The following is a 17,940-nucleotide window of genomic DNA, read 5'->3' as shown; positions in this document are numbered from 1 at the left end:
GTGCTGCGTGAGTATGACCTTTGCGGGCGTTCGGATGCCGTTGAAGAGCTGGGCCGGCAGGGGGATATTTTGCAAAGCAGTATCGATCTTTGCGCGGGCCCTTTAGTGCATGCAGGTTTGTTCCGCCTGGATGATGGGGACCGTTTGCTGCTGGTGATCCATCACCTGGTAACGGACGGTGTCAGTTGGCGGATATTACTGGAAGACCTGTCTACGCTGTACAGTGGTATAGGCCAGGGTGCGGCGGTATCGCTGCCGTTAAAGAGCGATTCCTACCTTTGCTGGTCAGAGCGATTAAAGGCTTATGCGAACAGTGCGGCCCTGTCATCGGAGCTTCCTTACTGGGAGGGGGTGTTGTCGTCCTCATTGCCCGTGCTGCCGCAGGATTATCCGGGTGGTGGTAACCGCGTATCATCCGGAGCCGGTTTGAGCTTTGAGTTGAGCGAGTCGGATACCTTGCTGCTGGGCAGCCAGGTGCACCGTGTGTACAATACGGATATCAATGATGTGCTGCTTGCGGGTGTAGGGCTGGCGGTGGCGGATAGCTTCGGTGTAGCGGGAGTGGTGGTGGAGCTGGAAGGGCATGGTCGTGAGGAGCTGTTCGATGACCTGGATATCGGCCGTACGGTTGGCTGGTTTACGAGCACCTATCCTGTGGTGCTGGATGCATGCGCCGGTGAGGATGCCCGTGCTTACCTGGTTCGTTTGAAGGAGCAGTTACGGCGGGTGCCCGGCAAAGGGATCGGTTATGGCTTGCTGCGCTACCTGCGTGATGGCGGAGGAGTGTTGCCTTTTGATATGCCAGCCGGTCGAATCACGTTCAACTACCTGGGTGATTTTGGTTCGGGGGTATCGGGTGCAACGGGGGAGGAGTTATTCCTTTATTCGGGAGCTTACCGGGGCCGTGAGCTGAGGGAGGACTATGAGCTGGATCATGCGCTGACGGTTACAGGTCTTCAGGTATCGGGTCGATTGCGGGTGATGGTGGATTACAGCCGTTCCCAGTATGATGATGCTACGATCGCGGGTTTTGTGAACCGTTATGAGTCGTTGTTGCTGGGCCTGATCCGGGATCTGGCGGGGGATGAGGGCCGTTATGTTACGCCTTCTGATCTTAGTTACCGGGGCTTGAGCATGTCCGAAGTGTCAGCGCTGGGATCAGGCGGAGAGGTAGAGGATGTTTACGAGCTGTCGCCGTTGCAGGAAGGTATTTACTACCACTGGCTGGCAGCTCCCGGTACAACGGCTTATGTAGAGCAGAGCAGCTACCGGCTGAAGGGTAGGGTGGACATCGGGTTGCTGGAGCAGAGCTATGCCCGCCTGCTGAGCAGGCATGCTATACTTCGCACTGCTTTTACGCATGAATATGGTACTTCAACATTGCAAATAGTAAGGAAAACCGTAAAGCCGGATTTCCGTTATATACAGTTTCCGCCGGGAACGGATATTGAAAGCAGTTGTGCTGCTTTTAAGGAGCAGGACCGCGCCGCAGGTTTTGATCTCGGCAAAGGTTCGCAGATGCGTTTGTCAGTGCTGGACCTGGGCAACCAGGAGTATGAGTTCGTATGGAGCCATCACCATATACTCATGGACGGGTGGTGTACCGGTATCCTGGTCAATGAATTTTATAAAATATACCATTCCCTGGTCAATAGGGAAACGCCGGTGCTGGACAACCTGCAGCCCTACGTAAACTACATCCGCTGGCTGTCGCTCCGGGACAGGGCCGGGAGCCTCCAATACTGGGAACAATACCTCAGCGGCTACAGCAATTTATCGGGCATCCCGTTGAAAGAGAACAATGGAGGGAAGGCGTCTTATACGCCAAAGGAAGCGCACCTGGTGCTGGGCGCCGGTCAGCTCTCCTCCATACAGGCGCTCTGCCGCCAGCTAGGCATCACGGAAAATACTTTTATACAATGTGCATGGGGATACCTGCTAAGCCGTTACAATAATACCCGGGATGTAGTGTTCGGGTCTGTGGTATCCGGCCGTCCCGGTGAGCTGGATGGCGTGGAGCATATGATCGGGTTGTTCATTAATACGGTCCCCGTGCGTATACAATATGAGGACAACAGCACCGTGCAGGAGCTGCTCCGGCAGGTGCAGCAGGAGGCGATTGAAGGCCTGCCTTATCACTATGTGCAGTTGTCGGATGTACAGTCCCGCAGCGCCCTGCGCAAGGACCTGTTTGACCACCTGTTCATCTACGAGAATTACCCGGTAGCGCCTTCTTTTTCGGCAACCGGGACTGCTGAGCAGGGACTGGAGCGGTTAGAGCTGATGGCGTCAGCGGTAGTGGAGCAGACCAGCTATGACTTTAATATCGCTGCAGTGGCAGCGGACGGCAATATGTTGATCACGATACGATATAACGGCAGTTGTTACGCAACTACCTCCATACAGCGTATAAAATCGCACCTGGCCAATGTGATCAGGGAATTCATTGCCCGGCCGCACAGCCTGTTGCAGGAGATCGGCTATCTGCCGGAAGAGGAACGGGGGCATTTACTGGCAGCGGCAGGCGATGCCGCGATAGAGGAGGAGGCAGGTCTGACAGTCCGGGATCTCTTCAGGAAGCAGGTAGCTGTACGTGGTGATACAATAGCATTGCAGTTTAAGGAAAGGGCCTATAGCTATCAGGCCATAGATAAGATGTCCGACCAGTTGGCGCAGTACCTGCTGGAGCGATATGGCCTGCAAACAGGAGACATTGTTGGTATTATGCTGCCCCGTAGCGAATGGCTGATCATCAGTATGCTCGCGGTGTTAAAGGCTGGTTGCGCTTATGTGCCGATTGATCCGGCTTATCCCGCGGGGCGTATTGAATATATCAGGTCAGACAGCGGTTGTAGGACCTGTATTGACCTGCAGGAGCTGGAAAAATTCCAGGCAGCGCAGCACAGCTATACTGCCGCCGGGAAAGTGAATGTTGTACAGGAGCAGCACCTGGCTTATGTGATCTATACATCAGGTTCTACCGGCAAACCCAAAGGCGTAATGATCCCGCATAGTGCCGTTGTGAATTTTATAAAAGGCATCACGCAGTTGATCAGCTTTGAGCACAAACGGATATATGCCCTGACAACAGTAAGCTTTGACATTTTTGTACTGGAATCGATCCTCCCGCTTTGTACAGGCGCCACGGTGATACTGGGCGCTGAAGAGGAGCAGGCCGATCCCGCCAAAGCTGCCGCCGCCATTATCGCCCATAGGATACAGCTATTGCAGTGCACCCCTTCCAGGATAAGTATGATGCTGGAAGCAGGGGAGAATGGTTTCTTAAAAGGGGTGTCGGACCTTATGATAGGAGGAGAGGCCTTCCCGGCATCATTGCTTGGGGAAATAAAACATCATTACCCGGGCCGTATCTTTAATATGTATGGTCCTACTGAAACCACCGTATGGTCTGCCGTTAAGGACCTGACGGACGAAGCGCATGTTACCATCGGGAAGCCTATACGAAATACGCAGGCATATATTCTTGATGATCGGCTCCGGCTGCAGGGAGTGGGAGTGTACGGTGAAATATGCCTGGCAGGAAAAGGTGTGGCAAGAGGATACCTGAACAGGGATGCGCTGACGAATGAGAAGTTTGTGCCCAACCCATTTGCCGGCGGCGAAAAGTTATACCGTACCGGGGACCTGGGCCGGTGGTTGCCGGATGGAGATATTGAATGCGCCGGCCGTATAGACGACCAGGTAAAGATAAGAGGCTACCGCATCGAGCCGGGAGAGATCGAGCAGCTATTGCTGCAATTGGAGGGGATAGACCAGGTGGTAGTAGCAGCATGTGCAGCCCCGGGGCCGGCAGGCGGGGGGAAAGTACTGACCGCATATATCGTGGGCCGGCGAACTTATGCTGTACAGGCGCTGAAACAGGCGCTGAAGCAGCAATTGCCGGAATATATGATACCCGCATATTTTATCCGGCTGGACAAACTGCCCTTAACAGCTAATGGAAAATTGGATAAACTGGCACTGCCATACCCCGGATCGTCCAATGTGGGCAGCAGCGCCGGGTACGTGGCGCCCCGAAATAAAGCGGAGCAGGCGTTGGCAGATGTATACCGGCAGGTGCTGAACCTGGAACAGGTGAGCGTATTGGATAGTTTTTTTGACCTGGGCGGCGATTCCATCCGTACCATCCAGTTGATCAACCACCTGAAACGGCAGGGATATAAGGTCAGGGTAACGGAGGTGTTGCAATACCCGGTAATAGAAGAGCTGGCACGGCAGATAACCTGCATAGCAGCGCCGGAGGGGATTAATGTCCGGCCGCCGGATGTTCCTGCCGCCCGCATGCCGTTATCCCCCAACCAACAGTGGTATTATGGAAAGAACGGGTTTGCGCACGCCTATGGAACGGTTTCCTTCCGGCTGAAGGGGTTTGACAGCACCACCTTCCTGGACACCTACAAACGGTGGCTGCAGCACTATGCAGTGCTGCGGATCAAAATACTGGAAGAGCATGGTTTGCTTTACCAGGAGCTGATGCCGGTGCCGGAAGCGCCTGCCGTATTATTCCTGGAAAGCGCCTCCCTGGATATGAGCAGCGCTGCAGCAATTGCGGCCGTTCATAAAATGCAACAGGATGCATTCGACCTTTTTAACGGGGAAGTGATCAGGTGCGGCGTTATACACAACCAATATGAGGCATTCGTGTACATGGTGATCCATCATGTAGCTACAGACGGCGCATCCAATGTCCTGCTGCGGGATGCATTCATGCAGCAGTACGGGAAGCAGGAATGGACGCCCGGCAACAACAACACATACTTTGACTTCATCACGGCTCAGCAGCATTACCTGCATTCTGCCGACGGTGGGGAAAAACTTTATTACTGGCAGCAGCATCTGGCGCCGCTGGCAGCCCGCAAAAACGGTTTGCCGGCAGAGCCCGGGAAGCTGCTCACCGGTATTTTTTCAGAAAACCGCCGGGTCCTGGCGGGAGCTGCCTACCAGGACATCAGGGCAGACTGCCGGCAACAGCAGGTGCTCCTCAGCAGCCTTGTAACAACCTGGCTTTACCTGTATCTCTGTGACGCAAGGCCGGAGGAGTCCCTGTTCCTGGTGGGTATGGTGGCCGATGGCCGGGATGCCTGCCTGCCAGGATTTGATATGGCGGGAGCAGTGGGACAATTCACCAACCAGGTGCCCGTATGTCTTTCCCGGGATGCCTGCAGCACTTTCGGCACAGCAGTAAGGTATGTACAGGAAAGATGCCTGGATGGACGTTTACACCAGGAGTTGCCATGGGCGGTAATAGCCGCCGATTTTGAAGGCCGGTATGGATCGGCACTCGAGCCTTACATGGATGCTGTTGTCAATTATTTTGATCACACAGACACCGATGTGGACCTGGATGAATGGCAGGCGTATAGCAAAACGACTCCCTTAACGGACATGCCCCCGGGGCCCTGCTTATTGGTGATATGCCATGCATTCAGGAACGGGCTGGTGATGGATTGGCATATCAGCAGTCACAGTCCTGAACAGGAGATAACGGCGCGTATCATCGCCGCCATGACGACCCAGCGGTAAACAGATATATATTATGATAAGAAAACCCCAGGTGTTCCTGTTGCATTTTGCGGGGGGAAACCGCTATTCCTTTGATTTTATCCGGCCTTATATGGAGGGAGTGGAAGTGGTGCCCACAGAGTTGCCCGGTCGTGGCAAAAGAGTGCATGAACGCCTGCTGCATGATGTGGACGAAGCGGTAGATGATCTCTGCAGCCAGGTGATAAGGCATCTGAATGCAGCCGGGTTCCTCCTGTACGGCCACAGCCTGGGCGCCATGCTGGCGTTGAAGCTGGCAGACAAGCTGGAACGGATAGGCCAGCCTCCCGTACACGTATTGGTGAGCGGCAATCCCGGTCCCGGTATAGAGGATCATAGTGAAAAGAGCACTCTCAGCAAGGAGGCGCTGAGGAAAGAGCTGAAAACTTTGGGCCGCTTTCCCGCAGGATTTTTCCAGGTAGATGAGCTGTTCGATTTTTACGAACCGATATTAAGAGCGGATTTTGCATTGGCAAAAGGAGATAACTGCCGTCCTGTAAGACCCCTCAGCGCACCCATTTATGCCATGGCAGGCAGCGAGGAGGGAGCTGCCCGCCACCTGGACAACTGGAAACAATTCACTACTTCCTGTTTCAGGTCCGAAATATTTCCCGGCGATCATTTTTTTATCCACGAACATCCGCAACGTATTGCCACTATTATCAAGGCATGCTTAATCTGAATAACATGAAAGGTTTTTCGCTATGGCTGGCAGGGTTGGTTTGGGGCGCCTGCAGCGCCTATGCCCAGGAACTGCATATGCCGCGTAATATTAAGCAGGCTTTCAGCAAGGGCACCAGGGCCGCAGACGGCAGGCCGGGCAGGCATTACTGGCAGAACAGGGCCCGGTATGATATTGCAATTGAGCTGCGGCCTCCCGGCAGGACTATTGAAGGGAGGGAGCATATCACCTACTTCAATGAAAGCCCCGATACGCTGAGGGAGCTGCCTGTAAAGCTGATCCTGAATGTGCACCGCCCGGGGGCCGCAAGGGACAGTGACGCAGACCCCGCTTATTTCAGCAGGGGAATAGAGATCGACTCACTGGCCATAAACGGGGTAGGCAGGCCCTGGAAGGAAGCCGGCGCCTATCATACGATACAGGATATTGAACTGTCAGAACCACTGTCGCCCGGGGATTCCCTTACCCTGTTCTTTCAATGGCATTATGAAATTGCGCTTCGCAGCGACCGCGAGGGGATGATCGACTCCACTACCTTCTTCCTGGCTTATTTCTATCCTAAAATAGCAGTATATGATGATTATACCGGTTGGGACAGGCTGGAGTTCTTTGACCTGCAGGAGTTCTACAGTGACTTTAATGACTACACGCTAAAGGTAACGGTACCGGCAGGCTACCTGGTATGGGCTACCGGCGTGCTGCAGAACCCCACAGCGGTCCTGGGTCCCGTTTATGCGGAGCGCCTGGAGGCTGCCGGGAGGTCGGATACGGTTATACATATTGTTACAGCAGCAGACCTGGCGGCCGGGCAGGTTACGGCACAGCAACGCACCAATACCTGGATATGGCAGGCTGCCGGCATCCCGGATGTTGCAGTGGCCGTCAGTGATCATTTTGTATGGGATGCCGCCAGCGTGTTGGCAGATAGCGCCGGGCAGCGGCGGGTATATGTGCAGGCTGCCTATAATGATACTGCCGCAGCCTATCGCCAGGCCGTTACATTTGGGCGGCATGCAGTGAGCTGGCTGTCGGATGAATGGCCGGGCATTCCCTTTCCCTATCCTTCCATGACTGTTTTCCAGGGCTATGCCGCTATGGAATATCCCATGATGGCAAATGTAATGGTAACGCCCGCGCTCACGATCACCCGCTCGCTGATGGACCATGAGATCGCCCATACATATTTTCCTTTCTATATGGGGGTTCATGAAACCCGGTATCCCTTTATGGACGAAGGCTGGGCCGTATTTTTTGAGCTGCTGATGGGGCGTTCCTACAAACCGGCACAGGAAGCGGACGATCTTTTTAAAGGGTGGTGGGTGTCTTCCTGGTCCGGTAATACCGCCGCTGAGGCGGACCTGCCGCTGATCACCCCCGCAAATATGTTGCGAAACCCGGCCTACTGGATCAATGCATACATTAAGTCTTCCGTATCCCTGTTGGCCCTGAAGGACCTGCTGGGTGACGACCTGTTCAAAAAATGCCTGCAGGAATTCATTCGCCGCTGGCAGGGCAAACACCCTGTTCCCTGGGATTTCTTTAACACCTTCTCCAACGTTGCCGGCAGGAACATCAATTGGTTCTGGAGCAACTGGTTTTACAGCAGTTGCTACATTGATCTGGCCATAGAGCAGGTTGCCCGGACCCCGAAAGGCTTTGATATTACCGTAGGCAATACCGGCGGGCTGTTTGTACCGGTTGACCTCCTGGTACATTTTTCAGACAATAGCACAGTTACCATTCACAGAACGCCCGCAGTATGGAGTGCCGGGCAGCAGCAGGTGGTGGTCGCGGTAACCGGAAAGAAAAAGATCCGCTCCGTGGAACTGCAGCCGGGCGTGTTTCTCGACGCGGATGAAAGTAACAATAAATGGGCTGCAGCCTTATAAAAGTGATGTTAAAACCTATTATATGCAGGCATTAACGCTATTAAATAAACTAAGAGTATATGGCATAAAGATATACAGGCAGAATGCGGAATTGAAACTGCACGCGCCTGAAGGGAAAATGACGCCCGAATTGCTGGAAGAGATCAGGCTTTACAGGGAGGATCTGCTGGACCTGCTTGAAATGGCCCGGCAAACAACAACAGTGATCGGCAGCGCCGCAGAAAGTGAGGACTATCCGGTTTCCTCCCAGCAAAAGGCTATCTGGATAGTATGCCAGGGCGCCGGCGCCGGCAGCGCCTATAATATGCCGCTATTATTGCGCCTGGACAGGCAGGTGCACCTGCCCGCCCTGGAAAAAGCGCTGCAGCAGGTGGTAAAGCGGCACGAAGTATTCCGCACTGCCTTTTTCCAGCACGAAAGTGGCGAGATAAGACAACGCCTGGAAGAGATCGTTTTCCATATAGGCCGCAGGGAAATGACGGGCTGGACGCAGGCGCAATGGGAGCAGGAGCTGCTGGAAGAGAGTATGCGTCCCTTTGATCTGCAACGTGCGCCACTGCTGCGCGCCACTCTGTTATACCAGCCGGGGGGAAACAGCTATCTGCAGCTCACCATTCATCATATGATCTGCGACGGCGCTTCCCTGGAAATACTGAAGCGCGAGCTGGTGGGTGCGTATGAAGCAGAAAGAAGCGGAAGGACCGCCCTGTTTCCGCCACCGGCCCTCACCCCCAGGGACGTAGCCGTCTGGGAACAGCAAAGGATCGCAGAGCAGGGTTGGAAGAGGGAAGCGGGCTTCTGGAAAAGCACACTGGAGGAAGACTGGCCGGTGCTGCAGCTCAGGGACGGCGCCCGTCCTGCTATTAAAACAAGTGCAGGCAAACATCTGCAGTTCCAGTTGCCTCAAACGGCCGCCGGCTTCCTCGAAGCATTTTGCAGCCGTCGGCGTGTTTCGTTCTTTTCCGGCCTGCTGGCTGCATTGAACGTGTTGTTCTACAGGTATACCGGTAACAGCGATGTGGTGACAGGAACTGTTTCTGCAGGCAGGGAGCATGGCGGCCTGGAAAAGCTGGTAGGGCTGTTTATCAACCCCTTGGTTATCCGTACCGCCGTTTCACCGGGCGATACTTTTGAACAGCTCCTGCAACATCAGCAAAAGGTTCTGAACGATGCATTTGCCCACCAGGAGATACCTTTTGCCTACCTGGTAGAGCTGCTTGGCAAGCGCCGGGATATTTCCCGCTCAGCCCTCTTTGACATTATGGTCATTTACAATGATCACCGGCAGGATGCGCCGCTGGATGAAGAAAGCTCGCACATAATACCTTTACATGAAGATCCCCGTACCACCAGCCAGTTTGATATTACGTTTTCCTTTCACGTCACCGGGCAGGGAACAGGGCTGGATATAACCTTCAACACAGATATCTACGAGGAGGCAATGATCCGCCGGCTGGTAACGCATTACGGCAGCCTGCTCACGCATCTGCAGGCGCATGCTGCCGATCCGGTAGGGCGCGTGACCTACCTGTCCCCGTCGGAGCAGGAACAATTGCTGCAGGGTTTCAACAATACCGGTGCAGCCATGGAAACGGGCCTTACGCTGGTGGACCTGTTCAACAGGCAGGTGGCCAGCCGGGGAGATCTTCCGGCGCTGCTGTTCAAGGAAAGATCATTCAGTTTCCGGGAGCTTGATACGCTCTCCGGCCAGTTGGCCCGGTACCTGGTCCGGCAGTATGACCTGCAGCCTGGTAACCTGGTGGGAGTAATGTTGCCTCGCAGCGAGTGGATGATAATATCCCTCCTGGCCGTGTTGAAAACGGGTTGCGCATATGTGCCGGTAGACCCTGCCTATCCGCCGGAGCGGGTGGAGTACATAAAAGCGGACAGCGGCTGCCGGGTTTGCCTGGATGAACAGGAGCTGCAGCGCTTTCTTGCCGTGAAGGACGCTTACCCTGCCGCAGCTTGGCAGGCCACCGTTCACGAGCGGGACCTTGCCTATGTTATCTATACTTCAGGATCTACCGGTAAGCCTAAGGGGTGTATGCTGGAGCATAGGGGAGTGGTGAACCGTATAGGTTGGATGTGGCGGCACTATGGCTTTGGCAATGATGACGTGGTGCTGCAGAAAACAACTTTCACTTTTGATGTGTCCGTGTGGGAAATATTCATGCCCTTATGCTGGGGATGCAGCATGGTGCTTTGCGAAGAGCATGATGTTTATGCCCCTGCCCGCATAGCCGCCCTGATCTCCAGGCATGGAGTCACCTGCCTGCATTTTGTGCCCGGTATGCTGGATGCATTTGTGGATGTATGGCTTGGCGCCCCGGAAAACATAGCGGCGCTGTCATCGCTCAGGAGGGTGATCACCAGTGGGGAAGCCCTCCGGCTTACCACGGTAAGGAACTGGTACAGCAGGTTGCAGGTGCCGCTTGCTAACCTGTATGGCCCTACGGAAACCTCCATAGATGTAACTTATTTTGATACCCACCCGGGCATCACCGGTGTGCCCATTGGCAAGCCGGTCGCCAATACCCGCTTGTATATCCTTGATAAAGAACAGCAATTGCTGCCCGTGGGTATCGGCGGGGAACTGTATGTTGGCGGCGTTCAGCTAGCGCGCGGTTACCTGAACAGGCCGGAGCTGACAGCCGAAAGATTTATCCCCAGCCCTTTCAGCAACGGTGAGCGGCTTTACCGCACAGGCGACCTGGCCAGGTGGCTGCCGGATGGCAATATTGAATACCTGGGCCGTGCAGACGACCAGGTGAAAATAAGAGGGTTCAGGGTGGAGCTGGGAGAGCTGGAATTTGCACTGCGGCAGTTGGAAGGGATCGACCAGGCAGTGGCGGCCGTATATGAAGCCGGCAACGGAACGCGGGAGCTGGCAGCCTATATTTCAGGACAGCGGAAATATACCATTCGGGAACTGAAGCAATCGCTGCAGCAAAAGTTGCCCGAGTATATGCTGCCTGCTTACCTGGTGCAGGTGGACCAATGGCCGCTGACGTCCAGCGGGAAAATTGACCGGAAAGGATTGCCGTCCCCGGCAACCATACACACGGAAACAACGTTTATTCCTCCCCGTAATGCAGCAGAACGGCAGGTGGCCCATGCATGGCAGCAGGTATTGAACCGGGAACAGGTATCTGTGCAGGATCATTTTTTTGATACAGGAGGAGACTCCATTAAGGCCATCCGCCTGCTGGCCATTCTGAAAAAAACCTTTAACAGGGAGATAGGCATATATGAGCTGTACCTGCATGGCACTATTGAACAGTTGGCCGCCTATTTGCTGGAAAATGCAGGAGGAATGCAGGACCAGCGCCTGCGCAGCCAGCTCGAAGAACAGGTGGAAGAGTTGCAGCAGGAAGTGCTGGCGGTCCATCCGCAGGCTGATGCAATAGCCGCCGTATACCCTATGAGCGATATCCAGAAGGGAATGCTCTTTGGCTCCCAGGTCAGCCAGGACCTGGCGGTATATCATGAACAGTTCATCTATCAGTTGCATTACCATTCATTTGATGAGGAGGTATTTACAAAGGCATTCTCCCTGTTAACACAGAAACATGAAACCCTGCGGACGGGTTTTGACCTGTCCGGCTATCGCGAGCCCGTACAGGTGGTCTGGAAGACCGTGCCGGTAAAAATAGCGTATATCGATATCAGCGCTTCCACGGAAAGCGAACAGGAGGATATCATCAACACCTATATGCGGGAGGAGAGGGAGCGTCCTTTTGATTTCCGGGAGGCGCCGCTGTGGAGGGTACGGCTGTTCCGGTGCAGCGGCCAGCGGCTGATCTACCTGTTGCAATTCCATCACGCCATCCTGGATGGCTGGAGCGTAGCTTCCCTGAATACGGAGCTGCATCATGTATACAACACCTTGCAGCAGCGCCCCGGGTTCAGCCCCCTGCCGTTGCAGTGCACCAACAGGGACGCCATCCTGGATGCATTGCTGGTAAAACAGCGGAAAGCAGGTGCTGCGTTCTGGAAGAACGAGCTGGCCGGTTACAGGAGGCTGGATATTTTCTCCCCGGTATCCACCCTGGAAACCTACCGGCAATCCTACGATGCTGCTTACCTGGACAGGTTGAAAGCAGTGGCAGGGGAGCACCGGGTGCCGGTTAAGCACCTGTGCTTTGCCGCATACCTGTATGCCTTGCAAATGCTCACCTGTGAAGAGGAGCTGACAATAGGAATGGTAAGCAATACCCGGCCGGTGCAGGAAGACGGAGACCGCCTCCTGGGATGTTTTCTGAATACCCTGCCGGTAAGAATGCACATGCCCGGGGGGAATGGAGTAACCTGGAGGCAGTACCTGGAGTATGTGGACGCCCGGCTGAGCAGGTTAAAACAATATGACCGTACTACCTTGCCTGACATTGCCGGCATGACCGGTGAAACGGGCGGCCTGTATAATCCTTTTTACGATGTAATGTTCAATTACATCGACTTTCACGTTTATGAGCAGGTAGACAGGGAGCGGCAGTTGCCGGAAAACGGCCGGTTATTGTCGCTCAGCTCCCACGAGGTAGCCAATGCCTACCTGGCGGTGGATATAAATGTTACCGGCAACCGGCTGCAGGTAAGTTATACACTGACAAGAGAGCTAAAGTCCGGTGCGCTGCTGCCGGAACTGCATACTTATTTTAACAATGTGCTGGAAGCCTGCGCCGTTGCTGCGGATCAGCCTGTAAGCAGGAACAGCATACTGCCGCCTGCAACGCAGCAACAACTGCTGGTGGCGTTCAACAGCACCGCTTCTGCCTACCCGGACAAGAGCACTCTTACGGACCTCTTTGAAGAATGGGTAAAACGCTGCCCGGACAGCCCTGCGCTGGTACACGAAGGGCAGACGGTCAGCTACCGCGAACTGGATAGCCGTAGCAATCAATTGGCCCGTTATCTTCGGCGCCTGGGAGCCGGCAATGGCAACCCGGTGCCGGTTTGCCTGGCCCGGTCTGCTGAACTGGTGATCAGTATGCTCGCGGTGCTGAAAGCAGGTGGCGCTTATGTACCGGTAGACCCTGCCTACCCCGAGGAACGTATCGCTTACATGCTGTCTGATGCAGGGAGCAACCTGTTGCTGACCAGTAGCAGTTACCCGGAGCTGGCGGAAGGACCGGGAAACCGGCGCCTGGTACAGGTAGACATTGACTGGCCGATGGTGGCCGGGGAGGAAGCAACGCCATTATTGCTACCCCTGCAGCCGGCAGATCCTGCATACATTATTTACACTTCCGGTTCTACCGGCCGTCCCAAGGGGGTGATCATACCGCATACAGCCATGGTGAACCTGGTCCATTGGCACATAGGCCGGTATGAAGTGACACCGGGCGCCCGTTCTACTGCGATGGCGGGAGTAGGTTTTGATGCCTTTGCGTTGGAAACCTGGTCGGCATTGCTATCCGGTGCTACCTTGTATATAGTGGGAGATGAGCAGAAGCTGGACCCGGAAGAGCTGCTGGCTTTTTACGACCAGCATCGCATTACACATGCATTTGTGCCGCCGGCATTAATACCCGGGCTGGTAAATTGTGAGCAACCTGCCGGTATGGCGTTAAAGTATGTACTGATTGGCGGGGACCGTTTGCCGGAAGTGGATATCAGCCGTTTATCCTATACGCTGGTTAACCAGTACGGCCCTACGGAAAGTACGGTAATGGTAACGGATCATCCCATTTATGAGCTTACGGGTAAACAACCGCCCATAGGGAAACCGCTGGCCAATACCACCCTTTATGTACTGGACGGGAACAGGCAGCTATTGCCCGTAGGAGTGCCGGGAGAGCTATACATCGGTGGCGTGCAACTGGCAAAAGGATACCTGAACAAACCGGATCTTACCGCAGCGAAATTCGTTCCCGATCCCTATAAGGAGGGTGAACGGCTCTATCGCAGCGGAGATCTGTGCAGGTGGTTGTCCGATGGTAACCTGGAATACATTGGACGTATAGATGACCAGGTCAAGATACGTGGTTACCGCATAGAACCCGGCGAAGTAGAACATGCGCTGGAACAGTTGCAGGGCGTTACTGCTGCAGTAGTGACGCCGTTAGCGGACCAGGAGGGTCAGCGTTGCCTGGTAGGCTATTTCACGGGAGAACAGCAGTTGGACATAAGCAACATGCGGCAACACCTCCTGGAGCGGTTGCCTGCTTACATGGTGCCTGCCTGGCTGGTGCAGCTCGATTGCTTCCCTTTAACGGCAAACGGTAAGGTGGATAAAGGGGCCTTGCCTCCCGTAACGCTGCCTCCCGCAGGTATGGATACAGCTTTTGCAGCCCCGGGGAATAGCATGGAAATGGTGCTGGCGGAGGTTTACGGGAATGTGCTGGGCCGTAGCAGTATCAGCATAAAACAGAACTTTTTTGAGCTGGGAGGCGACTCCATTAAAGCCATCCTGCTGACCAACCGGCTCAGGCAGCGGGGCTATTCCCTGAAAGTAGGAGATGTGTTGAAATACCCCGTGCTGGAAGAGCTGGCGGTACATGTAGCAAGGGCTGCCTTTACAGTGCCGCAACATGAAGTGAGCGGGCGGGCGCCGTTAACCCCCGTGCAGCACTGGTTGCTGAACAGCAGCTATGCCTGCAAGCATCATTATAACCAGTCCGTGCTGCTACGCAGCAGTAAGCCGTTAAACGCAGGCATATTGCGGCAATGCCTTACAACACTAACAAACCATCATGATGCTTTGCGGATGACCTACCAGCTTGCTGAAGGGGAGTGGCATCAATATAACCGCCCGGTGGGGGAACCCTGTTACACCCTGTTGGAGTATGATCTCCGGGAAGATACTGCCCCTGTGCTGCAAATGGAACGGCTTGGTAATGGGCTGCAGGCTTCCATCCACCTTGAAACAGGTCCCTTGCTGAAGGCCGGTTTGTTCCGTATGCCGGACGGAGACCGCCTGTTGCTGATCATTCATCACCTGGTAACAGATGGAATAAGCTGGCGTATCCTGCTGGAGGACCTCTCCCTGTTGTATAGTAGCCTGGAGAACGGCGCTGCAGCGGCATTACCATTAAAAAGTACTTCTTTCCTGGACTGGTCGGTAAAGCTGCAGGCATATGCCGGCAGTAATGCCCTGGAACAGGAGTTACCTTACTGGCAGTCAATGCAGGGAGCGGATCATGCCCTGCCGCTGGATCATCCCGGCGGCGGCAACCAGCTTGCAGATAATGACTCCTGCAGCTTCGAGCTGGACAGGACGTTGACTGACCTGCTGACCTCCGGTATCAACAATGTATATAATACCGATACCAACGATATACTGTTAACCGCATTGGCCCTGGCAGCCCGTTCATCGTTCGGGCAGCCTGCCCTGCTGGTAGAGCTGGAGGGACACGGCCGCGAGGAGCTGCTGGAGGGTGTGGACATCGGGCGGACAGTAGGATGGTTTACCAGCACCTATCCCTTGCTGTTCCGGTTGCCCGCCGGCGGGGATGCTGCTGCATGCCTGGTGGCCATAAAAGAGCAACTGCGTGGGGTGCCCGGGAAAGGGATGGGCTACGGCCTGCTGCGGTACCTCAGCCAGGGCGGGAAGGAGCGCCTGGGAGCCTTGCCTTCCGGCAGGATATTGTTTAATTACCTGGGAGACTTTGGCGCAGGATTGAAAGACCCGGCAGGAGAGGCGCTGTTTACATTTGACGCAGATCACCAGGGAGCGGTTATGGACGGCTCCTGTGAGCAGGAAGCGGTATTGTCCGTGGTGGGTATCCTTGTGGCAGGCACGCTGCGGATCACGGTCAGCTATAGCAGGTTGCAGTACGAGGCCGCCACAATACAGCAACTGGTGCAGGGTTATGAAGCACAACTGAAAGAGCTGATTGCGCATCTTCATGCATCTCCCCGCCGTTATCTGACGCCTGGCGATGTTACCTTCCGGGGGCTGGATATGAAAGAGCTGGAAGCCATCTGCAGTGCCGGCGAGGTAGCGGATATTTACGCGCTGTCGCCGCTGCAGGAGGGCATTTACTATCACTGGCTGTCGGACCCGGGCTCCCCGGCCTATGTAGAACAAACGGCCTACCGGGTGAGAGGAATCCTTGATGCCGGCGTAATGGGAAAAAGCTATGAATACCTGGTGGCCCGTCATGCTGTGTTGCGCACCTCGTTCAGCCATGAATACGGTTCCGGGAACCTGCAGATAGTAAGGAAGCAGGTGCAGGCCGGTTTTATATACCAGGATATAAGCAACCTGGAAGATAAGGAAGCGTATGTTACGCATTATAAGCAGCAGGACCGCAAAAAGGGTTTTGACCTGCGCAGCGGTTCCCAGATGCGCCTCTCCGTACTGGACCTGGGAGCCGGGGAATATGAGTTTGTATGGAGCCATCATCATATACTCATGGATGGATGGTGTACGGCCATTCTCATCGGTGAATGCTACAGTATATACGGAGCCCTTATCAATGATCGTCCCGTAGTGTTGGAACATGTGCAACCTTATGTGCACTATATTAACTGGCTGTCCCGCCTGGATACATCCCGCAGCTTACAATACTGGCGCAATTACCTCGGCGGGTATGAAAGCCTGGCCGGCATACCCTTCAAAGAAAGCGCCCGCGAAGGAGCCCCTTATATTTTAAAGGAAGCGTGCCTGTCGCTGGATGCAGGCCGTTTCTCCGCTATACAGGATTTTTGCCGCCGGCTTGGAGTAACGGAGGGCACTTTTATACAGGCGGCCTGGGCCTACCTGCTGAGCTGTTATAACCATACGCAGGATGTAGTGTTCGGAGCCGTTGTATCCGGGCGACCCGGGGAGCTGGATGGCGTGGAAACAATGATAGGGTTGTTTATCAACACCATTCCGGTGAGGGTGAGGTACAACGATGCAACCACGGTAAAAGCATTGCTGCAGCAGGTGCAGGAGCAGTTCATTGAAGGATTGCCACACCATTACGCCCGTTTGTCTGAAGTACAGGCGCAGAGCGTATTGGGCAATAAGCTGTTTGATCACCCGGTGGCCTATCTGAATCATCCCGTGCAAACCATGCTGTCGGAAGGAATTGAAGGGAAGCAGGGCCTCGAAGGCCTGCAGTTATTGTCAACCACCATCGTGAATCAGCCGAATTACGATTTTAACGTTATTGCCGCACCTGCAGGCGGGGGAATAAGCATTGTGTTTAGATATAACGGCGCCTGTTACCCCGATGATGCGGTTGACCGGGTAAAGGAACATTTTGCCAATGTGATGGAAGCATTTGTAACATCGGCAGATAGTGAATTATCTCAGGTGACCTGGCTTCCGGCTGGAGAGCGTCATCAGTTGCTGTACGAGTTTAATGACACGGGATCTCCTTACCCTGATGCCCAGTCGATCCCGGACCTGTTTGCGGGGTGGGTGGAGCGTGTTGGCGACAGTGCAGCGTTGGTGCATGAGGGGCGTACGCTGAGCTATCGGGAGCTGGACGAACAGAGCAATCAACTGGCGCATTACCTGCAGCGGCAGGGCGTAGGGGAGGGCAGCGTGGTGCCGGTGCTGCTGGACCGTTCTTTGGAGCTGGTGCTCAGCCTGCTGGCAGTGCTGAAGGCAGGCGGTGCTTATGTGCCGGTTGATCCGGCGTACCCTGCGGAGCGTATTTCGTATATGCTGTCTGATACAGGATCGCGGCTGCTGTTGACGCATAGTTATTACACGGACCTGCTGGAAGATCATGCATCGGTGCAGCAGGTTTGTATTGACCGGGACTGGTCACTGGTGCAGGCCGGAGAGGTAGCCGCGCCGGGTGTCGGTCCTTCTTCTTCGAGCCTGGCCTATGTTATTTATACCTCGGGCTCAACGGGTCAACCCAAGGGCGT

4 protein-coding genes are annotated in these 17,940 nt (G+C 54.8%); all 4 read left to right on the top strand.

Features of this window, described 5'->3' with window-relative positions:
• A partial coding sequence (locus LX66_RS28100) for a non-ribosomal peptide synthetase (protein ID WP_145719749.1) occupies positions 1 to 5,544 on the top strand: 5,544 nt, incomplete at its 5' end.
• A 13-nt stretch (positions 5,545 to 5,557) separates the two neighbouring features.
• Positions 5,558 to 6,244 (top strand): thioesterase II family protein, encoded by a 687-nt coding sequence (locus LX66_RS28095; protein WP_145719747.1) that lies wholly within the window; start codon positions 5,558 to 5,560, stop codon positions 6,242 to 6,244.
• A 5-nt stretch (positions 6,245 to 6,249) separates the two neighbouring features.
• Positions 6,250 to 8,133, top strand: a complete 1,884-nt coding sequence (locus LX66_RS28090) for a M1 family metallopeptidase (protein WP_145719746.1) — start codon at positions 6,250 to 6,252, stop codon at positions 8,131 to 8,133.
• A 22-nt stretch (positions 8,134 to 8,155) separates the two neighbouring features.
• The coding region (locus tag LX66_RS28085) for a non-ribosomal peptide synthetase (RefSeq protein ID WP_158642792.1) at positions 8,156 to 17,940 on the top strand (9,785 nt) is incomplete at its 3' end.

The sequence above is a fragment of the Chitinophaga japonensis genome, assembly GCF_007830125.1.
In the GTDB taxonomy this organism is placed as follows: domain Bacteria; phylum Bacteroidota; class Bacteroidia; order Chitinophagales; family Chitinophagaceae; genus Chitinophaga; species Chitinophaga japonensis.
This window is presented reverse-complemented; position numbering and strand designations above follow the sequence as displayed.